This window comes from Bacillus sp. OxB-1 (assembly GCF_000829195.1).
Lineage (GTDB): Bacteria > Bacillota > Bacilli > Bacillales_A > Planococcaceae > Sporosarcina.
Window position 1 is genome coordinate 2,618,419 of the sequence record NZ_AP013294.1, and the last position, 20,475, is coordinate 2,638,893.

The window sequence follows — 20,475 nt, forward strand, 5'->3', positions numbered from 1 at the left end:
TTCCTTTTTGGGAATTGTTTGACAACTGGAATGATGTCCTTGTACTATTTTATTGAGAACATAAAAAGGGAGGAATGAGAAGTGAGGAAAAAGGTTATACTGACCGTCTTTTCTGCAGCGCTTATTGGATCCTATCCAGTGGGGGCGCAGGCGGCTGAAACGGATCGGTCGACTGCGTCAGTAGAGCAGCAAGGGGAACAGCCGGTTGAAGCTTCCGTTTCGGTGAGTGACTTCCTCGATGCAGCTTTGAAAGAGTTCACGTTTCAACATGCTTCTAAAGAGATGCGCGACGAAATTGTCAAACGGTGGGTGCTCCCCGGAGAACTGGATGACAGGAAAGCCGCCATTACAAATGGGGAAGCCGCCCGGATTACGATTCGGGCACTGGGGATCGAGGATGACGAAAAATCGTTGGAAGATTATTTGGACAACGCCAAAACCCAACACTTATTCAACGCACATGTTCAAGCAAATGCTCTATTGACGGCCGCCGAGCTTACAACCGTCCTTTCCGGTTACAAACTAGCGCCTGCACACGGAATTACGGATGCTGGCGTGGATGAGATTTCAGTCGAAGACTTCATGAAAAACCCTGGGGACTTCGGCTATGAACTATCACCGGATGGAAATTATATTTCCTATTCTTCTTCATGGGAGAACCGATTTAACGTATTTGTCAAGGAGATGGGGGAAGACAGCGAACCGGTACGGGTGACAAGTTCTAAAGATCACGATATCGTCGCGTCCTTCTGGAAAGAGGATCAAATCCTTTATGTGAAAGATGGTGGGGGAGATGAGAATTACCATATTTATTCTTCCAGCTTCAACGGCCAAGAAGAAAGGGATTTGACTCCTTATCCGGGAGTCCGTGTAGAATTGCTAAGCGTTTTACAGGGTATTGAAGATGAAATCCTCATTACGATGAACAAGGAAGATCCGACCGTTTTCGATGTCTATAAACTGAATATTAAGACGGGTGAAACGACGCATGTAGCTAAAAATCCAGGCAATATCGTTAGCTGGCTGGCGGATCATGACGGGGAAATCAGAATGGCCGTAGAATCCGACGGCGTCGATAGCACGGTGTTATACCGGGATTCAGAAAAGGATGAGTTCAGGCCGTTTGTCCAGACGGAAAAAGGGGATACGATAACACCGATTGCTTTTTCGAAGGATAACCAATCCATCTACGCCTTGTCCAATAAAGACCGGGATAAGGTCGAATTGGTGAAACTTGATTTGAAAGCCAATGAAGAGGTCATTTACTCCAACAAGCAAGTGGATGTGCTAAACGGTGTCTATGATCGGACGCAAGATAAAATCTTATACAGCTTATACATGACGGATAAACGGCATTACGAATTCCATGACAAAGCCTTCGAGGCGCTGTTCAATGAATTGAAAAGCAAATTGAACGTCAGCGAAAGTGAATTGCTGATTGTTGATTATAATAAGGAAATGACGAAATTCATCGTCGCGGTAACGAGCGATAAAGTGTATGGAACCTATTATTACTACGATTCCACAACAAAGGCATTAACAACACTAGCAGAGCTGGGTTCCTGGCTGGATCCGGATCAATTGGCAGACATGCACCCGATTTCGTATAAAAGCCGAGATGGATTGACCATCCATGGGTATTTGACATTGCCGAAAAATAAAAAGCCGGAAAACTTACCGCTGATTGTTAATCCGCATGGAGGTCCTTGGGCACGGGATATGTGGGGCTTCAATCCGGAAGTCCAGCTTCTTGCCAACCGGGGATATGCTGTCCTCCAAGTGAATTTCAGATCGTCCTCCGGTTATGGAAAAGAGTTTCTCGACGCGGGCAACAAGCAGTGGGGGCTGAAAATCCAGGATGATATTACGGATGGAGTGCAATGGGCGATTGACCAAGGCATTGCAGATCCGGATCGGATCGGAATTTATGGCGCATCCTTTGGCGGTTATGCCACGTTGGCCGGTATCGCCTTCACTCCTGATTTGTACGCCGCTGCCGTTGACTACGTCGGTGTTTCCAACATCTTCACTTTATTGGAAACCATCCCGCCATACTGGGAAACGGTCCGCAACGACCTTCACAAACGAGTCGGCCATCCAGTCGAGGATAAAGAGCTTCTCGAAGCGGTCTCGCCAGTTTTCCATGCGGACAAGATCAAAACCCCATTATTCGTCGCGCAAGGAGCGAATGATCCACGGGTCAATCAAGCGGAATCCGACCAAATTGTCGAAGCGTTACGGGCAAGAGGTATTGACGTGGAATATATGTTGAAAGAAAACGAAGGCCATGGCTTCCAGAAGGAAGAGAATCGGATTGAATTTTACAATGCGATGGTGCGTTTTTTGGATACGCATCTGAAGTGAAATAAGACGAAGGTTGTCCAGACAGTCAGTGTTGCTGATAGTCTGAGGCAACCTTTTGTTATTTATGAATCGCTACCCGGGTACCGATTAGAACAGCAGCAGCCAATTCCAAAACATCCCGGTTAAGCATTCGTATGCAGCCTTTTGAAACATTTTTCCCGATGGAAGAAGGATTATTCGTTCCGTGGATGCCGTAATGCGGTTTCGACAACCCCATCCAAAAAGCTCCGAAAGGGCCGCCTGGATTCCGTTGCTTATTGATGATTGTAAAAGTTCCGGCAGGAGTAGGGGTGACCATCCTCCCGACCCCGATCGGATAGGTTTTGATTAACCTGCCGTTCTCAAATAATTTCAACTGATGCTTTGACGTGGAAATGTCGATCGATTTTGCCATTAGGAGTCAACTCCGTTTTTAAGTAATGTATGTACGGTTGTCATATATAAGATTAAAAAAGACGAAAAACCCCTGCTTTGGGGTTAGCAGGGGCTCTTGTGTGTTTTCATAGCTCTAAATGCTGTTGCTGGTTGATCCACCAGTCTATGTGATCCAAATTAAAATGGCTTGCCCGGTTGTCGGAGGTCACGTCCATGTCGGCCAAAAGGGCCTGGACATCTTCTTCCGTCACGTGGAAGTCGACCGAGTCGAGATAAGCGATGACGCTGGAAATCCCTTGGACTGTCCGCAACTGAATCACCTCCTATCCGATCTCATTAAAAAACATGTAATCCGATAATAGCCTTATACCCCTTTTTCACCGAATTAAACCTATTTCTGCTAAACTATTTGTAAGAAAAGAGGGATGGAAAATTGACAAAATATGATGACCGGCTTCACCGCTTGGACGAGCAATTCTGTTCATTGTTGAAACAAAGGAAGGTACTTACAAGCAAGCAGATGAATGAGCCTCCGGAGGAATTGATGGCGGACTGGGCGGAAGAGTTCGGTCTGCATGGGGAGTATGTAAAATCATTATTTAACCTCATCCAGATGGAAGATCATTTCCGGCCAAGGGTGGAGCCGAGGCGCTTTCGAAAATACGTGTCTGTCATGCAGTCTGTCGAGATGGGGAAATATTTCTATTCCCTCACATTTATTCGGCAGTACGAGAACGCGAGCGTCGTCCAACTGCATGTGAACTGGGACGGGACGAAAGATCGTCAAGGGGAAGGGCCTGAATATCCTTACTTTCGCTTATCGGTCGGGGAGGGGTATGATTGCCGGGAGGAAGGCGGGAGCGGCACAACGGGACAGGCAACCCAGGAATTCATCGTATCGCCAGCATTGCCCGACGATCTATCGGGAATCGAGTTTCAGTTTTCCACTGAAGGGACTCCCTTCTTAAAGCAGACTGAAAACATTGAATTCACTATACGAGCTCAGTGAAAACGAGGAAGGGAGCGACCCTATGTCCGTGCTGGAAGCAAGAGAGGTAGGAAAAGTGATCGAGGGGGTTCCGCTCCTGCAATCCATTTCATTTGTTTGCGAAGCGGGACAGGCGATTGCAGTAGTCGGAAAAAATGGATCGGGGAAAAGTACATTGCTTAAAATTTTGGCCGGGATCCATGAACCTAGCCGTGGACACGTCATCCGACAGGTGAAACGGGTTGGTTATGTCCCCGAACAGTTTCCGCAAAACTTGCGCTTTAAAGTGAAGGAATACTTACGCCTGGTCTCCACTTTTCATAAGATGCCAAACGAAATAGCGGAACTGGAAATAGCGAAGTATGCACAACTCTTTGGAATCGGTCCTTACCTCCAATCGCCGCTCCAGCGCGTATCGAAAGGGACGAGGCAAAAAGTGGGCATCATCCAGGCGATGCTTGCAAAACCCGAACTTCTATTATTGGATGAACCGCTAACTGGCCTGGACCAAACATCTCAGGAACAATTGCTTGAAATATTGAGTACTGGACAGATGGCCATTATCTTTACCTCCCACGAGGAGTGGTTTGTCAGAAAACTGGCAACGCATATTCTTCAAATCGAAACAGGAGAGATGATCACGAATCGTAATCAAGCCCAAATGGTGATCCGGGCTTGGGTTCCGAACAAAGAGACATTGTCCGGCCTGACGATTAGACCAGTGGAAATGCACGGTCAAAATGCAAGATGGACAGTAGAGGTGGAGCGAAGTGATCGGTTATTAAGAGAGCTGCTCGAACGGGGCTGTTCCATACTCGAAGTGAAGGAGCGGGAATGAATGCAAGGGTTTATCCGATATCAGGCCATCAGCTATATACGGTCTTTGAAATTCATACCGCCCCTCACTGTGTTTGGTGCTTGGATTCTTGTATTTTATGCGTATTCGGGCGTCCCCGTCATGAGCAGTTATGCCGTTACCTGCTTGGCCGTCTATTTGACGATGGCGTGGATTGCCATGTCGGTTTTTTCATTGGAGACGAGAAATCTGTTGTTTGTCCAATTGCCTCAACAATCCATGTACTTTTGGGGGAAATGGCTCGTCTGCCTATTTGCAGCCGTCTTATTGACCGGATTTGCCATAGGGTATCCGATCCTCATCGGTAGCTTTAAAGAGGTCGTCCAACCGATTCACTTAATCCTTGCCATATATGGCCATGTCATCTTAGCATTATTCGGCATCTCGGTCGGCGCGTTTTTTGCGAATACATCCGCCTCTTCCCAGAAGTTTGCTTGGTTGTCAGCCATGTTGATCACCGTCGTGTCGATCCCAGCTGAAGGGATAATTGAGAAAGCCGGCTGGCTGCAGTGGATTCTACTACTAGTCCCGCCTGTGATAAGGGTGATTGGCTATTTGGGGGATTCCATGTTACGGCTTGGTTGGGACTTTTGGATGGATATTTTATGGGTGATAGGGTATTTTGTCGTTAGCCTATTCGTTGCATATCGGATGTTTCGAAGGAAGTCCAAATGAGAAATGGCGTCACACTGCACTCTGGCATTTTATTGTTGTAGTTCTAAACTCTTTATGTTATCATACGGGATAGTGAGTATAGACCTAGAATGAAAAAAGAGTTTAGTTCTATTGGAGTGTTTGTAGTGAAAATTCAAGAGTTGTTAGTAGCCATCAATAAAAGCATGGAATCTTTGGACCTCGTGTCCGCCAGACGGTATATCGAGGACAATATGGAATTATTGAATGAAAATCGACATCATCTTCGGTCCAATGCAAGGGCGTTGCTCGATTTTTTAAATGATCAAACGGAGAGCCCTTTAAATCGCCAAGAATTGAATGTCATCCATTCGATTAATACATATGCTTCCCGTTTTGATATGCGGGGATTAAAATTATCCGTGAAAAATAATTTCGATCTCTTGGTACGTGATGATGTGAAGCCTTATTTTACAGAGGACGCGAAAGTGATTTTGGAAGGGATGAATGTCATTCATTGATATGGTGTCATTCGCTGAATTGTCTGGGTAAGGTCGTTGGTTTGGAATAGGTTTCACTTTCCTATAAAATAAAAAGGCCGGAGCCCGAATGAAGGGCTCCGGCTAAATTATTTTGCAGTCATCCGTCTTTGTCTTCGATGCTTATAGGCCTGCAGCGTGCCAAGTTCTTTATTCAATAAATATTCCATCCGGACATAGTCTGCACGGGAAGGTAAAAAGGATTCATCCAACCCGGACATGGAGAAGATGAAATAGTAATCGGAAATTTTACGGAAGAGGACGACTGTCGTTGGAAATGAATCAAAGATGCCTTTGATCTGATATTTTCTCGTGTAAGCCCAGTGGATCAGTTTCATGGCTACCATCCTTTCCACACAAACTAGTATACGTGGCTAGTCGAGCAAACGCAAGTTCGATAGAAAAAGGATTTCAATCGTGTTTTTTGCCTGGCACTGAACCTGTCAGGCACACAAAACGAAAATTCAGTTGCAAATATCTGACTTTTCAAATAAAGTGAAGATAGGTAGATTCACTTTACCGACTCCAAATAAGAGACGGGAGGAAGCGCAATTGTATGCAACGGTAGGAAAGATTTTTGATTTGACGGTGCAGAAATATCCTGACAGGGAAGCGATTGTCGACTTGCGAAAGGGAATCAGATGGACGTACGGAGAATGGGGGATGGAGGTGAATCGATTGGCGAACGCATTTGCGGATGCCGGCGTTGGGAAGGGCGATCGGGTGTCTGCCTTCCTCTTCAACACAAGTGAATTGGCTTCCACTTTATTTGCCGCAGCCAAAATCGGAGCAGTTTTCAATCCGATCAATTTTCGATTGAAACCGAAAGAATTGGCGTATATTTTAAAAGATGCTGAGCCGAAAATCCTTTTATTCGAGGGAGCCTTGGAAGAGACTGTGACCGCCATCCGTGGCGATTTTCCGGACATCCAATTTTGGTTCATCGATGACCACCCCCCGGCTTACGCGGAGAGTTTCGGGAAGAAGGTCCGGAACGCTGCCAGTGCACCACCCGATGTCGATGTCGACGAAAACGACTTGTATGCCATCATGTATACTAGTGGAACGACCGGGCATCCGAAAGGGGTCATGCATCGCCATCGTGCCATGGCGGAACAGAGCTTGATTTGCATCACGGCGCTGAAATGCTCGAGAAACGATCGCGGCTTGGTCATTGCCCCGATGTTCCACTGTGCCGAGCTGCATTGCAATATCATTCCCCGTGTCCAATCGGGTGCGGCGAATATCATCATGCACCAATTTAACCCGAAAGAGGCGCTGCGTGTGATTGAGGAGGAGAAAATCACCATCCTATTCGCCGCACCGACGATGTGGAATATGATGCTGCAAGAGGATGTCTCTGCATTCGATGTCCGTTCATTGCGCCGCGGACTGTACGGTGCTGCCCCGATGGCTCCTGTTTTAGTGAAGGAACTCCAGCGTGTCTTGAACATCGATCTCGTCCAGGCTTATGGACAAACCGAAATGGGACCGGCTATCACATTCCTGACGGAAGAGGACCAGATATCGAAGGCAGGGTCTGCTGGCCAAGCTTGTCATAATCACGAGATCCGGGTCGTCCGTCCCTCGGAAGACGGGCCTGCGGATCCCGATGCCATCTTGCCGCCAGGAGAGGTGGGGGAAATCATCGTTCAAGGACCTTGTATGATGATCGGCTACTTCAACCGCAGCGAGGCGACCGAAGATGCGTTGGCCCATGGCTGGTATCATTCGGGTGACTTAGGATATTTCGATCAAGACGGCTATCTTTTTGTCGCCGACCGGGTTGATGATATGGTGATCAGCGGCGGGGAAAACATTTATCCGCGGGAAGTCGAAGATATTCTTTATGAGCATGAAGCGGTTCTCGATGTAGCCGTTCTGGGGGTGCCTGATGAGAAATGGGGCGAGCGTGTCATGGCGGTCGTCGTCAGCAAAGATCCGGGACTGACTGCGGACGAGTTGGAGGACTTTTGTAAGAATCACGAAGGTCTTGCCGGCTATAAACGCCCACGATCTTATTCGTTCGTCGATGCGTTGCCGCGCAATGCCAGTGGGAAAATCCAGAAGTTCCTGTTGCGCGAGCAATTGGTCCAATCCGTGAAGTAGGAAGAAGCCATATAAGGGCTGGCCCATGCCGGCTCTTTTCATGCCTGCTAATCCATTACTCCTGTCTAGAGCGGGGAAAATAGGTTTTTTTTCATAGTTTTTTGTATCTGCCAAACCTCACTTTCATACTTGAAATTTGGTTGGTATATTGAAAGAAGATAGGAAATCCGTTCCAATGGAAGGAAATGGAGGAGGGGTTGGCATGAATCTGAAAAAGATTTTGCATGATTTGCAAAAATACATGGACAAATCGGATCTGGTTTCGGCGAGACGATTGATCGAGGAGCATTTGCAATTATTATTGGTCAATAAGAACTTGTTGAACCGCAATGTCCGCGAAATGGTCGATATTTTGGCATCCATGGAGGAAACCGGGTTCCGGCCGCTGAATCGGCAGGAGTTGAATCAAATCCATCATATCAATTCCTATGCGTCCACATTTGACTTAAGAGGCCTGAAGCTGTCCATCGAGGAAAATCCGGAACTGTTGATGCGGGAGGATGTCAAGCATTATTTAAATGCGGATGCAAAGGCTTTACTGGAAGGCATGTCCGCGATTTCATGACTTTTGAGGTGCCAGGTTCTCATTGAATTCCGATTTGTTTCCAAACCTGGCACCAAGGCTCTAAAACCTCATGCGAAAAAGGTAAGTCGAATCAAAAGAGCGGGGATCATTGCAGCCAATAAATAAACGACAATGCCCGCAAATGTATTGCCGGATCGCCAAATCGCACGTCCGTAGTTTATCGTATAAACCATGACATATAAAAAAACGAATGCTAATGGTGTCGGCAAAAATCATCATCCCTTACTTCTTTTTTATTTTGTGAGGCTTTAATTGGCTGCCGAAGCTTTCAATTGTAATTTCGAAATCCAACTGGACGTCAGCATTCTTGTATCTTTCCTGCCAATTGTAATTTTCAAACTCCTTCATTGTCCAAAACTTACGTCGCACCACTTCATACCAGACGAAAGGTTCTGCCCCATATTCTTCTTGTGTTTTTTTTATCAGGCTTGCTGTTTTTTCCTCCAAATTTTTTCGAATCTCATTTTTTAAAAGTTTTTGATTTTTTTCATTTCCCGCATAATCGATTGTACTTGGAATAGAAAGAACTTGAACCTTCAAAGGGATCGTGACATGTACTTCTGGATGTTCTTTGTCCACATCTATCTCCACTTTAGTATGAACTTCCTTTAATACTCTGACTGAAATTCTAAGGTCCTCCTTTTTAGGATCTGTAAAAGTATCGATATAATGGCGGGCCAGACTTTTTTCCCTAAGCAGAAGGGCAAGTCTTGTTTCCTCTCCGGTTAAAACACCAATCATTTTACCTTCTTTTAACACAGCGGAACCGATCATTTGAACAGGATCTCCCTCTTTTTGAGGAACTTGTCCTGCTTTATAATTATCGGAGTTTTCTCGATACCTTTCCTCTCTTTCCGAAGTTGCGTAAATAGCTAGAAATAAGGCGCTTGATGTTCGCTGTAAATAACGGTTTAAATCGGATACCGGAACAAAACCGGTACCCTTCCATCTGTCACTCATAAAGGCATAATACTTATGCGGGCGTGTTTCCAACAGGGAATGATTGTGATTAATAAACTCCCGCGCTTCTTCTTTGCTGACAATCATCACCATTTTTCGACGAACTTCTGGGTCGCGTAAAGAAGAGGCGATGATGTGATGGAAATAATCGGTTTTCGCAAATTCCTCTCCTATAACGATGGTCTGTAACTGTGAAAGGTCAATTTCCCTTGAAACAATACTATTTGCCAATTCTTTTGCGGATAAAATATCTGTCGCTGTAATCGTTATGATGTCACTAGGAGGCTCATTTTGTGCCATAGCCACGCTTGTGGATCCAACTTGCGGATTTTCAATTTGAAAAGTGACGTCAACCATATGATCTTCTTTGTTTTTGTCTATACCTAATACGACAACATATCCTCTTTCCTCCAACTCGTTTTTATCCCAGCACCCGGATAGGATGAATAAAATCAGTAGCAACCCGAAATACAGTTTAAGCCGTTTCATTTTTTGACCTTCCCTTCCGACGATCCACTATCCATAAAATGAAGGGGAAAAGCAGAAGTATGATGGAGCTGGATTGGACTAAAGCTTCCCTTAGTGTGTTTCCGACAAAAATGTTCGGTGTTATCATTCCGAACAGAACCGTGAGCCCGGCCAACGGCAACAGCAGCGGTTCGAATTCTTTTAACTGCAGCATTTTCGATAGGAAAAATGCCGACAAATACAAGTAAATCGAAAAATGCACAGCAGAAGCAACCGTTGCAATGGCCAAATAAATGGATTCAAGATGACTAATGGTTCCGATTGTAGCCATTCGACTTAATTGCTGAAAAGGGTAAGCAATATTTTGACTTGCAGGATAATCAAAAACTGCAACGTATATTATCATGAATAATGCAAGTGAGATGACGGAGAAACCCCATCCAAATAAAGCGCCCATGCGCATATCTTTATGCGTTTGGATAAAAGGATAGAGGGCAACAAGTAATATACTCTCTCCATAGATGGAACTATGGACTACGCTTTCTTTTAGAATTGTTCCCAAGCCCGGCCCAGCAATCGGAAAAATGCGGTTAAATGAAATATCTTCCCAAATAAAAACGATAAGGGCAAACATCAATACTAAAAATATGGGTGTGAAAAGCCAGGCAGTTCTACCGATATTCTCCAAACCACGCTTTGCTATGTAAAAACTTGCTCCGATTAGCATGATATAGAGATAGGGAATAGGCGTTTTAGGGTAGAACATCGTGTTGAAAACGTCCGCAGAGCTTCTACTATTGATCACCGTTGCAAGGTGCTTGTTCTCTTTAAAGTATCTAAAGATTAACAAAAATTTTTTAATTTTATTAAAATTAAACATCGTGGACTTTAGGCCGATGAATAATCCGTACATAGTAACTTAGGGGTAGGAAGGAGCACTTATGTGAGATCAATCAAAACAAAAATAATTTTAGCTGTCATGGTAGTTTTTCTGGTGGGAATCAGTGTTATGACACTGATTATCAGTTCGCAAGTTGAAAGCCGATCGGAAGAAAACACTATCGACTCAAGCCAGGCGCTGGTGAACGAGATGAACCGTTCTATTGAAAAGTTTTTGGTTCAATTTGAAAAAGGATTGGACCAATTATCAAAATCCGATACCTTCCCAGTGTATTACGAAGCTTCTTTGCAAGAGGGGCTGAATACGGAATTGGGCTCACTGGAAGAAGAATTAAACCAATTTTTAGACGTTCATCAGGAAACAGCTTTCATCTATTATGCGACGCCGGATAAGCAAATGGTCCATATACCTGCCGCGGATATTGAGGAAGGCTTCGATCCGACGAGCCGCGGTTGGTATCAGGGAGCTGTCAGCAATCCGGAAGGCGTATTTTGGACAGATCCTTATATTGATGCAGCTACGAATGATTATGCCATCACTGCAGCGAAGGCGGTTCAAGTAAATGGGGAAGTGGCAGGGGTCATCGGGATCACGATGGAGCTTTCCGCTTTCACAACGGAAGTATCCCAAGCCCAGGTAGGCTTTGAAGGATACCCCATCATCCTGGACGAAACGGGGACAGCCATTTCACATCCGACCGCACAAGGCGAAAATCTGATGGACATGCCGTATGTTGCCGAAATGTACGATCTAGGCAAGGAACAAGGGGCGATCCAGTACAGCGATTCAGGTGTGAACCGAGTCCTTATTTACACAACCATGCCTACATTGGGCTGGAAAATCGGAGCCGTTTACGACGAAAAGGAAATCGGGGCGTTGGCATCCCAATTGCGGACTTCCATGTTATTCGTGGCGCTCGCTACGTTGCTAGTTATTTTCATTTGTCTGTATGCGCTGATTGGCCTTACGCTGAAGCCGGTCGGAGTGTTGAAGCAATTGATGGATTCTGTTGCCGCAGGAGATTTGACTGTTCGTTCCTCAATCCGATCCAAGGATGAAATCGGGGAATTGGGTACGTATTTCAACACTATGATCGATCAGATGAACAGCCTTTTGACGGTTGTCAATGGATCAGCAGAAAATGTACGCGGCACATCCAGTAATCTGAGCGCAATTTCGGAAGCGACTAGTGAATCGAGTTCGGAGGTTGCCAAGGCAATAGGAGAAATTGCAGGAGGCGCAGTCAGATCGGCAGAAGATGCGGAAACGGTAACGGAAAAAGCCGATCTGCTTGGAGTGCAGATCAACGAAATTACTGAAAGAGCCAGTTCGATGACCGAGATTGCAAAAAAAGCCGACAATATGAACACGAACGGCCAAGGCCAGATGCAGCAACTGAAGCATTCCTTCGCAGATTGGGAAGCCGATTTACAAACGATGACGAATGCGATCAGTCATCTGGGAAGTAAAGTGAATGCAATCGGCGGTGTCATGGAAACCATTACCGAAATTTCTTCGCAGACCAATCTTCTTGCGTTGAATGCAAGCATTGAAGCGGCCCGGGCAGGGGAGCATGGGAAAGGGTTCGCGGTCGTTGCGGATGAAGTCCGGAAACTCGCCGAACAATCCGCCCGTTCGACAGATCAAGTAAAAGCAACTATCCTTGAATTGCAAGCCGAGTCGAAGTCCGTGACCGAGAAAATGACGGAAACCATCGACAATTTCAATCGACAAGGACGTGTCGTCACGGAGACGGAGCTCACTTTCGATGAAATATCCACTTTGATGAAAACGATGCAACATTCCATCGAAGGGGTCTACGATCAAATTCAAAGCGTGTCGTCTTATAAAGACGAAGTGGCTCAGACGATTCAGACGATGGCGGCAACAGCCCAGGAAACCGCTGCCGCCTGTGAAGAGGTTAGCGCTTCGACAGAGGAACAACTTTCAGCGATTCAATCCGTGACGGAAACCGCTGAAAAGCTATCGCTGCTTAGTGAGGACTTAAGCAAAGCAATCGAACGATTTCGCATTTCGGAAAACGGAATGGGATAATATTGAAATAACCGTCCCCTGAAAATAGGAGGACGGTTATTTGTTTCGGACGGTCCGATTAGCTCCAATGCTTGGATAGGAACTCATCCCGTCCAGATTGCGCCCGATCTTCTGCATAATGCTCTGTTTCCTTCAAATAATAATCCTGGTGGTATTCTTCCGCCGGATAGAATGGTTCCGCCGGCCGGATTTCTGTCACAATCGGCTTCTGGAACTTTCCGCTAGCTGCCAGCTTCGCTTTGGAACGTTCCGCTAGATCTTTTTGCTCGTCCGTGTAATAAAAAATAGCCGTCGTATAGGATTCGCCCCGATCGTGGAATTGGCCGCCCGCATCGGTCGGGTCGATTTGTTGCCAAAACACATCGAGAAGCTGTTCGTAGGAGAAGATTTCCGGATCGTATGTAATCTCGACCACTTCCAAATGGCCGGTATCCCCTTTTTTGACATCTTCATAAGTTGGATTTTCCAGTTGTCCACCCATATATCCCGAAACGACGTCTTTGATGCCGTCCCATTCTTTGAACGGTTTGACCATGCACCAGAAGCAGCCGCCCGCAAATGCCGCTTTTTCTTTCATTGTACCTATACCTCCTTATCTATTCTTCCATTGTAGCAGGTTGACTCCATGAAACTCATTCAATCTTCCTTCATTAGGGAAAAACACACAGTGCTCGCAATAGGTAATATGCTATAATCTTCATAATACTGTGCAACCCGGACGAAGCCTTGCCGTCCTACTACATAGATAAGAATTTGGAGGAATACGCGGATGGAAGATCATTATGTAGAGCCTATGCCTAGAAGGCGAAGAAAAAAAAGATTGCGGGTCGGCCGCGTACTATTCACCGTATTGACCCTTTGTTTTTTAGGTGTCGGAGCCTATTCCTATTTCCAATATAACGCCGGGAAATCATTGACGAGCGGAAATGTCATCAACCCGGGCGATTTCAAGGGGGATGCCGCGGACCCCAAGAATCCCAGCGTGGAGAACTATCTGTTACTTGGAACGGACGATGACGGAGGCGGAAAATCCCGTACCGATACGATGATGGTCTTGTCTTGGGATAAAAGCGAGCAGAAAATTCGGGTCATCTCTTTCATGCGTGATATCTATGCGGATATTCCCGGCTATAAATCGTATAAATTGAATACAGCGTATTACTTGAAGGGAGTACAAGGGACGAAAGACACGATCTCCGGAATGTTCGGTGTCCCGATTCATCATTATGCCGCAGTGGACTTCGACAATTTCGAGTCTATCGTCGATATCGCATTCCCGAATGGCGTGGAAATTGACGTAAAAAAAGAGATGTCCGAAAAAATCGGGGTCACTTTGACGCCGGGCAAGAAACGGTTGAACGGCAAGGAATTATTGGGCTATGCACGATTCCGGGCGGATGCGGAAGGAGATTTCGGGCGGGTCGGCAGACAGCAGGAAATCATCTCCGCGATGAAGGAAGAGGCGATGAGTCCAGGCATGCTGCTGCATGTGCCGAAACTGGCCGGCGCTTTATCGGGCTATATTAAAACGGATCTTACAACAAAAGAGGAACTATCCCGCGCGGCCACTCTCCTCATGAACAAGGGGGCGGACGTCGAAACGATGACGGTGCCAGTGGAAGGCTCCTATTCATTCGCCAACTATTCACATGCGGGCTCCGTCATCGAAGTTGATGTGGAGATGAATCGGGAAGCGATTTCGAAATTCCTCGGCATGAAGCTGGATTAGGCGTAGAATGGTATAAATTCGGAAGAAGGTGAAAGGTAACAATTATGGACGAAAAAAAGCCAGTGCAAGCGGGGAGTGAAAAGAGGGAGGGGAAGCTGTCGAATGTCATCCGGTTTCTCGGGGGGCAGACGACGCTTTTCGTTCTCGTTTCCATATTATTAATCGGTTTGATCATCCTCGTGTACCAACATATATCCTTTATTTTTTACCCGATCAAAGTATTCTTCTCGACCGTCGTCCTGCCTGTCATTTTAGCGACGATCGCCTATTATTTGCTGCGTCCGATCTTAAGGCTGTTGGAAAAGGCGAAGGTGAAACGGGTGTGGGGGATTTTGATCCTTTTCGTCGGGATGGTCGGTTTGATTACATTGCTGATTTTCCTCGTCTTCCCATTTTTACGAACCCAGTTCCACAATTTGGTCGAAGATTTTCCGACCTATTTCAGGCAGTTGCTGATCAATATCGATGACTTTTTCAAGACTTCGATTTTCGCCTCTTATTATAATGAATTGAATATCAATGTGAATTCCCTGTTTGACTCGGGTCTTGGCAATGTAGGCAAGATGTTTGCGGATATGGTGGGCGGCATTGCTAACGGGGTGAGCACCTTCCTTTCAGCGTTGACAGGATTCATCTTAGCCATCGTGACGGTGCCGTTCATCCTGTTTTATCTATTGAAGGACGGCGAAAAATTGCCGAAAGTCATTTTGAAAATGCTGCCGCCTCGCATGCGCGATGATGCCGAGGTCATTTTTCACGATGCGGACCATCAGATCAGCGCATATATCCAAGGGCAAATCCTCGTCTCTATCTGTATCGGAATCATGGTATCGATCGGGTTCTTGATCATTGGGATGGATTATGCCTTATTGCTGGGGACGTTGGCGATGTTTACGAGTGTCGTCCCGTATTTGGGGCCGATCATCGCGATTACACCAGCAGTCATCATTGCCATTGTTACGTCGCCGATCATGCTTTTGAAACTGGCAATTGTTTGGACTATTGTCCAGTTGGTCGATGGGAAATTCATTTCACCGCAAATCATGGGGAAAACGTTGCGAATTCATCCGATCACCATCATTTTTGTCTTGTTGACATCGGGTTCCTTATTCGGTGTAGCAGGCGTTATTCTCGCCATACCGGGATATGCCGTGCTGAAAGTCGTATTGTCCCATCTATTTAACCTATTTAAGCTGCGTTACAATAAATTTGAGTCGAATGAAGAGCTCTATTATGAAAAGTCGGAATAGTGCTACTGGAACTACGACCTAAGCCGTAAATGAAACAGAGCCGGAGTCTGTTCTCTATGGAATCGTTCTATCCTATACTAAGGTGAAAGAGGGAATGATTCAGGGAAAGGTGGAAGGGCGAATGCGGAGTAAGCTGATTATCGTCATTGTGGTTTTGATTGCGGGGGTGTTCGGGGTCCGGTATGCAATCCATTCATTATTCGGCTTTGATAAATCCGTTGTGATGATGGATCCATTTGAGCGGCTCCAGGTGAGTGGGGCGAATGCAGTCGTGGAGATCCGGCCGTCGAAAGATGATACGGCGACGATTGAAGTTGTCGGTAAAAAGGGACAGCGCAAAGGTTTGGTGAAAGCCCAAATAGAAGATGGCATGTTGACAGTCAAGTTGAAGGACAAGAAAATATGGGGGTTCCTCCCATTCGGTTACAAGCCTGTGACGGTCGTGATCGAAGTGCCCGAAAAGCGGTATGAGTCGTTCCAAGCGAAAAGCGATAACGGCAAGATTTCAGTCAAGCAGCTTCAGATAAGTGCGTTGGATGTGGAAACCGATAACGGAAAAATCGCCGTAACAGATGTGGAGGCAGACGTCGTGCACGCAGAAACCGATAATGGGCTGATCGAACTCGAGCAGGTGGATGGCGAAATTACAGCGAAGACGGATACCGGGATGATTTCACTGAAGACACCCGATTTGGACCGATCGATCGATTTGAAGACTGATGTTGGCAAAATTTCCGTCCAGACGAAAAAAGAACCGACGAACGCGACGATCATAGCTGAAACAGACGTCGGCTCCATAAATGTCTTCGGCTCAAAAAACAGCAAGACTGTCTATGGAGACGGGGAGAACTTGGTCAAACTGAAAACAGACGTCGGGGCCATCATCGTCCAATGAAAGGGGAATCCCGGAAAGTCAGGTCTTCCGACTTTCCGGGATTCTCCTAGTTCTTATCACTAGATTTCCAAAGTGATCTTCCCGAAATTCTCTCCCTTTTCCATGTAGACCAGCGCGTCGGCGGTTGCTTCGAGCGGGAAGGATTGTTCGATATACGGCGATACTCGATGTTCTTCAAAAAATTGGAGCATTTCCTTGAAATCTTCCGGACTGCCCATTGTCGTCCCTCGAATATCGAGATGCTTAAAGAAAATGCGGGGGAGTACGAGTTCTTTAATCGGCCCCATCGTCGCTCCATAGTTGACGATCCGTCCAGCCGGTTTTGCTAATGCGACCATTTGATTAAAGTTATCGCCTCCGATCCCATCGAGGACGAGATCAGCGCCGCCCATCAGTTTCTTCATCTCTTTCACCCAATTGTCCGAGCGATAGTTCACCCCGCCTGCCGCTCCAAGCTGTTTGGCCTTTTCGAGTTTTGCATCACTGCTTGATGTAACAAAGACATTCGCACCATGAGCGACCGCAATCTGTAATGCGGTCAATGCAACGCCGCCGCCGATACCTGGAATGAGAACATTCTCGCCTTCTTGCAGGCTACCCCTATACATGAGAGCGCGATATGCAGTTAAGCCAGCCAATGGGAGCGCAGCTGCCTCTTCCCAGGAAAGATGTTCCGGTTTCGCATAGACGTTTTCAGCCGCGACAGTTACATATTCGGCAAACGTCCCATCGGATGGCATTCCTAAAGTCCGATGTTCGGGGCTATAATGGACTCTGCTTTCCCCCCAATTTAAACTCGGATTGATGACAACCGCACTACCAGTCTGGATATTGGCCACTTGATCTCCGACCGCAACTATTTCCCCGGCCCCATCCGAACCTAAAATGGACGGGAGCTGCATCCCCGGGTACATTCCATATGTGATCCATAAATCTCTTCGATTTAACGCTGCATACTTCAGTCGAATTACCACTTCATCGGATTTCGGCGTCGGAACTTCCACTTCTTCGCATCGTACTTGATTAGGTCCGCCTGTTTCTCGTAATACAATTGCTTTCATCAGAATCCCCCTCGTAATATAGATAGCAGTAGTGATTGAGCGCTCGTTCGATGTTCTTTTAACTGTAGCATATTTCCCCTTTCCCATCAACCAATCTTTCGAAAAATCAAACAGCTCTATTTTCGCTTCCACCGATACGATTTTACACAAATAGAGGGAGGGTGTTGGTCCGAATTGACTTACATACTTCCGGTATATCATGGAAAGTGGGAGCCATCTCCGCCTCTTTGGTATTCATCTTCGGTTTCTTTTTCCTTATTTTTCAAAAACATAGTAAGAAGGGAGCTCGCGACTTCGGTAAAGAATAAGGGGGTAAGTTTCACTTTTACCGATTAAGGGCAAATGCGTTATACTGGATACTAGAGGGATTAGAGAAGGACACTAACGCATGGGAGGCAATTTCGTATGTTGAAGCAATTTTTATCAAGCATCGGCTATGGTTCGATGAAGGTGGATACGATTGTCGGCTCACCGACCGTCGCATTCGGCGAAACCCTTTCGGGGACGATTTATATCGAGGGCGGGGAAAGTGATCAGTTGATTGATCATATTGAAATCGAATTATTGATACGGACGACAAACGATGTCCGGGACAGCGATTTTTCGATCATCGATAATACGATCACCAAACAGGAATTTGAAAACGTCGGAAGTGTGAAGTCGAAAGAGACCGATATGATACCATTTGAAATCGTTCCGGATGAACGATGGGAGACAGAGGAAAACGAAACGCTCATTTTACGGACGACCGTTTTTATTAAAAATGCGGTAGATGTGCATGACGAGGACCGGATTACATATGGTTGAAGCCTAAGCGGCCCTTTTTGATGGGGCGCTTTTTGATGTGAGTAATAGTATTATGTAAACTGATAGGGGTTGGAGTGAGTGCTGGAACTCTATTTTTCGTTGTCCCGATTCATCAAACAGGTATATGAAGACTTTCCTGAACCAGTGTCCATGCCTCAAATGGCTATCCTTTTTGCATTGGAGGGTCGTGATGATTTGACGATGCAGAAGGTGGCCCGGCAAGTTGCGATGGATATCACCACTTTCTCCCGACAAGTACAGTCTCTGGAAAAGAAGGGATACATCGAGCGTGTTCCATCCGAACAGGATCGGCGATATTATTTCTTGGGATTGACTGTGGAAGGGGAGAGGGTAGTTGGGGAAATGAACCGATTGTTCGTCTCGCGGTTTGATCAATTATTCAGCGGTATGAACGAATTTGAGATGGAGACGATCAAGCGATCCATCCAAGTCTTATCCGGGAAGCTGGACTCCGGCTCCTAGTTGCATTTCGCAACTACCTAACAAAAAATATATTTGCTCATTGCAAGTGTTTATTTTATATATTTGTGCTTTGCAATTATTAGTTTGGAAAGGAACTTGCAAATTACAAATGTCAGAGCCGGAGAACCCATTTCATCCGGCTACCCTCCGTAAAAATAAAAAACCTCCTTATCGAATGATAAGAAGGCTTACTAGCCGATCTACTCAGCGGGTTGATCGCCATCGACAAACTTTCCATAATCAGGCACTGCCATTTCTTTAAAGTTGTCCGCAAGCTTCGTCAAGTTCTCTTCCAGCCATTCGCCTGAGACCGGTACGCCATGTCCGGTGACGGCCACTTTCGGATGCAGCGCTTGCATCGCCTTCACGGATTGTTCGGCGGCAGGCCAGTTCGGCGTCAAATAACGGGGAGGTCCGGACATCTCGCGTTCCTGCGTGAGGACTTTATACAAGGCGTCTTGACGGACGGTGACGAACACATCGCCCGCTATTAACGCCCCATCGGACTCGCGATAGAAGGAAACATGGCCTGCCGAGTGACCCGGAGTATGGATCCACTTCCATCCAGGCATAGAAGGGACGGAATTGTCGGCAGGCAGCGGATTCGCCCGATTTCCGATATCAATCGCCTCAATCGGGAACAAGGCGGACATTTTTGCCACCATCCCGCCTTCCACCATGAAATCGGGATCGGGATAATCTTGTTGCCCGGTGATATACGGAATTTCCAAAGGATGAGCGTATACCGGGACGGGCCATTCCTCAAGGACATTAATCAATCCGCCGATGTGATCGAAATGGGCATGGGTTAAAATGATCGCTTGCGGCGGATTGCCAGCTCCAAACCTTTTTTCGGCTTCCTCTATAATATTTCTCCCGGAAGTGGGCATCCCCGCGTCGATCAGGACCCATTTTTCTCCCTCTCCTTGCTTTCCATAAAAAACGACATTGACGATTTGGTCCGTGTAACAATAGATGTCCGGTACCACTTCCACACCGACGCCACTGTTGACGGATGTAAGCGGCTGGAATCTGTCGCTTGATGAACTTCTCTCCACGAATAGTACCTCCTTTAGGATGATCATAATAGTTTGGATCGTGCAAGAAAAAATATACAGTTCCACTGCTTGCATTCCCCGGTGACAGTCACCTAAACAATTTGAACATAAAGCTCGGGTGCCTGTGCACTATCGGTTTATTTCACTATTCCCATAAATCAGGATGGTTCTGTTGCTTTCTGATGAAAGCTCAAGAACCGTCTTTTTTATTACTTAGGAAATTATAAAATTCGGGCATGTGGATAACCTTCAAAATTAGGTTTGTTTACGTCCAGCTCCGGGCGCTAGAGGCTCGGGGTCATAAGCCAAAGCTGCTCTGTGGCAAAAAGCGCCACGCCGCATCTTCGTCTTATGCCTG

Annotated in this window: 22 protein-coding genes and 1 pseudogene; 14 read left to right on the forward strand and 9 right to left on the reverse strand. The window is 46.3% G+C overall.

All coding sequences use genetic code 11. From position 1 onward, the window contains the following. Positions 1-81 precede the first annotated feature (81 nt). Positions 82-2,364: a S9 family peptidase gene (locus OXB_RS12840; RefSeq protein WP_041074806.1), complete on the forward strand. Its 2,283-nt coding sequence runs from the start codon at positions 82-84 to the stop codon at positions 2,362-2,364. A gap of 58 nt (positions 2,365-2,422) precedes the next feature. Here OXB_RS12840 and OXB_RS12845 read toward each other — a convergent pair whose 3' ends face one another. Then, positions 2,423-2,758 carry a L,D-transpeptidase gene (locus tag OXB_RS12845; RefSeq protein WP_041074808.1) on the reverse strand — a complete coding sequence of 112 codons (336 nt, stop codon included), beginning with the start codon at positions 2,756-2,758 and terminating at the stop codon, positions 2,423-2,425. A 106-nt stretch (positions 2,759-2,864) separates the two neighbouring features. Continuing rightward, positions 2,865-3,050 carry a hypothetical protein gene (locus tag OXB_RS12850; RefSeq protein WP_041074810.1) on the reverse strand — a complete coding sequence of 62 codons (186 nt, stop codon included), beginning with the start codon at positions 3,048-3,050 and terminating at the stop codon, positions 2,865-2,867. Between the two features lie 122 nt (positions 3,051-3,172). On the opposite strand from OXB_RS12850, the gene OXB_RS12855 reads away from it, so the two are divergent. The 4 genes from OXB_RS12855 (at position 3,173) to OXB_RS12870 (ending at position 5,737) form a co-directional block, all read left to right on the forward strand. Further along, complete coding sequence (locus OXB_RS12855) at positions 3,173-3,748, forward strand: hypothetical protein (RefSeq protein ID WP_041074812.1); 576 nt, start codon at positions 3,173-3,175, stop codon at positions 3,746-3,748. A 22-nt stretch (positions 3,749-3,770) separates the two neighbouring features. Next, positions 3,771-4,565 (forward strand): ATP-binding cassette domain-containing protein, encoded by a 795-nt coding sequence (locus OXB_RS12860; protein WP_041074814.1) that lies wholly within the window; start codon positions 3,771-3,773, stop codon positions 4,563-4,565. Continuing rightward, on the forward strand, positions 4,566-5,258 hold the full coding sequence (locus OXB_RS18035; RefSeq protein ID WP_052484026.1) for a hypothetical protein: 693 nt from the start codon (positions 4,566-4,568) through the stop codon (positions 5,256-5,258). 125 nt (positions 5,259-5,383) lie between these two features. Continuing rightward, entirely contained in the window at positions 5,384-5,737 is a 354-nt protein-coding gene (locus OXB_RS12870; protein WP_041074816.1) for a hypothetical protein, read from the forward strand. Positions 5,738-5,844: 107 nt separating this feature from the next. Here the strand turns inward: OXB_RS12870 and OXB_RS12875 are convergent, their stop codons facing one another. After that, a complete protein-coding gene (locus tag OXB_RS12875) occupies positions 5,845-6,093 on the reverse strand; it encodes a hypothetical protein (RefSeq protein ID WP_041074818.1) in 249 nt (82 codons plus the stop codon). A 214-nt stretch (positions 6,094-6,307) separates the two neighbouring features. Here OXB_RS12875 and OXB_RS12880 point away from each other — a divergent pair, with 214 nt between their 5' ends. Then, positions 6,308-7,864: a fatty acid--CoA ligase gene (locus OXB_RS12880; protein ID WP_041074820.1), complete on the forward strand. Its 1,557-nt coding sequence runs from the start codon at positions 6,308-6,310 to the stop codon at positions 7,862-7,864. Positions 7,865-8,066: 202 nt separating this feature from the next. After that, complete coding sequence (locus OXB_RS12885; RefSeq protein WP_041074822.1) at positions 8,067-8,429, forward strand: hypothetical protein; 363 nt, start codon at positions 8,067-8,069, stop codon at positions 8,427-8,429. 68 nt (positions 8,430-8,497) lie between these two features. Here OXB_RS12885 and OXB_RS18890 read toward each other — a convergent pair whose 3' ends face one another. Genes OXB_RS18890 through OXB_RS12895 form a run of 3 tightly spaced genes read right to left on the reverse strand, consistent with a single transcriptional unit; the run spans position 8,498 to position 10,791 of the window. Continuing rightward, entirely contained in the window at positions 8,498-8,659 is a 162-nt protein-coding gene (locus tag OXB_RS18890) for a hypothetical protein (protein ID WP_158333705.1), read from the reverse strand. A gap of 13 nt (positions 8,660-8,672) precedes the next feature. Continuing rightward, positions 8,673-9,899, reverse strand: a complete 1,227-nt coding sequence (locus OXB_RS12890; protein ID WP_041074824.1) for a Ger(x)C family spore germination protein — start codon at positions 9,897-9,899, stop codon at positions 8,673-8,675. Further along, positions 9,886-10,791 carry a GerAB/ArcD/ProY family transporter gene (locus OXB_RS12895; protein ID WP_084212474.1) on the reverse strand — a complete coding sequence of 302 codons (906 nt, stop codon included), beginning with the start codon at positions 10,789-10,791 and terminating at the stop codon, positions 9,886-9,888. Before OXB_RS12895 ends, OXB_RS12890 begins: the two co-directional genes overlap by 14 nt. A gap of 96 nt (positions 10,792-10,887) precedes the next feature. Between OXB_RS12895 and OXB_RS19475 the strand changes: the two are divergent. Both OXB_RS19475 and OXB_RS19480 read left to right on the forward strand, forming a co-directional pair. Next, positions 10,888-11,871: pseudogene (locus tag OXB_RS19475) on the forward strand (HAMP domain-containing protein); the annotation flags it as partial. 9 nt (positions 11,872-11,880) lie between these two features. Continuing rightward, on the forward strand, positions 11,881-12,834 hold the full coding sequence (locus tag OXB_RS19480) for a methyl-accepting chemotaxis protein (RefSeq protein ID WP_442852911.1): 954 nt from the start codon (positions 11,881-11,883) through the stop codon (positions 12,832-12,834). 58 nt (positions 12,835-12,892) lie between these two features. Here the strand turns inward: OXB_RS19480 and msrA are convergent, their stop codons facing one another. Further along, a complete protein-coding gene (gene msrA, locus OXB_RS12905; RefSeq protein ID WP_041074828.1) occupies positions 12,893-13,411 on the reverse strand; it encodes a peptide-methionine (S)-S-oxide reductase MsrA in 519 nt (172 codons plus the stop codon). 192 nt (positions 13,412-13,603) lie between these two features. Between msrA and OXB_RS12910 the strand changes: the two genes are divergently transcribed. The 3 genes from OXB_RS12910 to OXB_RS12920 all read left to right on the forward strand — a co-directional run bounded on the left by OXB_RS12910 (position 13,604) and on the right by OXB_RS12920 (position 16,708). Next, entirely contained in the window at positions 13,604-14,563 is a 960-nt protein-coding gene (locus tag OXB_RS12910) for an LCP family protein (protein ID WP_041074830.1), read from the forward strand. A gap of 44 nt (positions 14,564-14,607) precedes the next feature. Continuing rightward, positions 14,608-15,813 carry an AI-2E family transporter gene (locus OXB_RS12915; protein ID WP_041074832.1) on the forward strand — a complete coding sequence of 402 codons (1,206 nt, stop codon included), beginning with the start codon at positions 14,608-14,610 and terminating at the stop codon, positions 15,811-15,813. Positions 15,814-15,934: 121 nt separating this feature from the next. After that, positions 15,935-16,708 (forward strand): DUF4097 family beta strand repeat-containing protein, encoded by a 774-nt coding sequence (locus OXB_RS12920; RefSeq protein WP_041074834.1) that lies wholly within the window; start codon positions 15,935-15,937, stop codon positions 16,706-16,708. 59 nt (positions 16,709-16,767) lie between these two features. Here the strand turns inward: OXB_RS12920 and OXB_RS12925 are convergent, their stop codons facing one another. Continuing rightward, a complete protein-coding gene (locus OXB_RS12925; protein ID WP_041074835.1) occupies positions 16,768-17,769 on the reverse strand; it encodes a quinone oxidoreductase family protein in 1,002 nt (333 codons plus the stop codon). 405 nt (positions 17,770-18,174) lie between these two features. On the opposite strand from OXB_RS12925, the gene OXB_RS12930 reads away from it, so the two are divergent. Together OXB_RS12930 and OXB_RS12935 are read left to right on the forward strand one after the other, a co-directional pair. Further along, on the forward strand, positions 18,175-18,576 hold the full coding sequence (locus tag OXB_RS12930; protein ID WP_041074836.1) for a sporulation protein: 402 nt from the start codon (positions 18,175-18,177) through the stop codon (positions 18,574-18,576). A 78-nt stretch (positions 18,577-18,654) separates the two neighbouring features. After that, positions 18,655-19,059: a MarR family winged helix-turn-helix transcriptional regulator gene (locus OXB_RS12935; RefSeq protein WP_052484028.1), complete on the forward strand. Its 405-nt coding sequence runs from the start codon at positions 18,655-18,657 to the stop codon at positions 19,057-19,059. A gap of 200 nt (positions 19,060-19,259) precedes the next feature. On the opposite strand, the gene OXB_RS12940 is transcribed toward OXB_RS12935, so the two are convergent. Beyond that, positions 19,260-20,117, reverse strand: coding sequence for an MBL fold metallo-hydrolase (locus OXB_RS12940; RefSeq protein WP_041074838.1), 858 nt, complete (start codon positions 20,115-20,117; stop codon positions 19,260-19,262). Between the last annotated feature and the right edge of the window lie 358 nt (positions 20,118-20,475).

Excerpts from the sequence above, each read along its gene's own strand:
- OXB_RS12845 (WP_041074808.1), bottom strand. The coding sequence starts at position 2,758 with ATGGCAAAATCGATCGACATTTCCACGTCAAAGCATCAGTTGAAATTA.
- OXB_RS12860 (WP_041074814.1), top strand. The coding sequence starts at position 3,771 with ATGTCCGTGCTGGAAGCAAGAGAGGTAGGAAAAGTGATCGAGGGGGTT.
- OXB_RS18035 (WP_052484026.1), top strand. The coding sequence starts at position 4,566 with ATGCAAGGGTTTATCCGATATCAGGCCATCAGCTATATACGGTCTTTG.
- OXB_RS12875 (WP_041074818.1), bottom strand. The coding sequence starts at position 6,093 with ATGAAACTGATCCACTGGGCTTACACGAGAAAATATCAGATCAAAGGC.
- OXB_RS12885 (WP_041074822.1), top strand. The coding sequence starts at position 8,067 with ATGAATCTGAAAAAGATTTTGCATGATTTGCAAAAATACATGGACAAA.
- OXB_RS12890 (WP_041074824.1), bottom strand. The coding sequence starts at position 9,899 with ATGAAACGGCTTAAACTGTATTTCGGGTTGCTACTGATTTTATTCATC.
- OXB_RS12895 (WP_084212474.1), bottom strand. The coding sequence starts at position 10,791 with ATGTACGGATTATTCATCGGCCTAAAGTCCACGATGTTTAATTTTAAT.
- OXB_RS19480 (WP_442852911.1), top strand. The coding sequence starts at position 11,881 with ATGAACAGCCTTTTGACGGTTGTCAATGGATCAGCAGAAAATGTACGC.
- msrA (WP_041074828.1), bottom strand. The coding sequence starts at position 13,411 with ATGAAAGAAAAAGCGGCATTTGCGGGCGGCTGCTTCTGGTGCATGGTC.
- OXB_RS12910 (WP_041074830.1), top strand. The coding sequence starts at position 13,604 with ATGGAAGATCATTATGTAGAGCCTATGCCTAGAAGGCGAAGAAAAAAA.
- OXB_RS12915 (WP_041074832.1), top strand. The coding sequence starts at position 14,608 with ATGGACGAAAAAAAGCCAGTGCAAGCGGGGAGTGAAAAGAGGGAGGGG.
- OXB_RS12920 (WP_041074834.1), top strand. The coding sequence starts at position 15,935 with ATGCGGAGTAAGCTGATTATCGTCATTGTGGTTTTGATTGCGGGGGTG.
- OXB_RS12925 (WP_041074835.1), bottom strand. The coding sequence starts at position 17,769 with ATGAAAGCAATTGTATTACGAGAAACAGGCGGACCTAATCAAGTACGA.
- OXB_RS12930 (WP_041074836.1), top strand. The coding sequence starts at position 18,175 with ATGTTGAAGCAATTTTTATCAAGCATCGGCTATGGTTCGATGAAGGTG.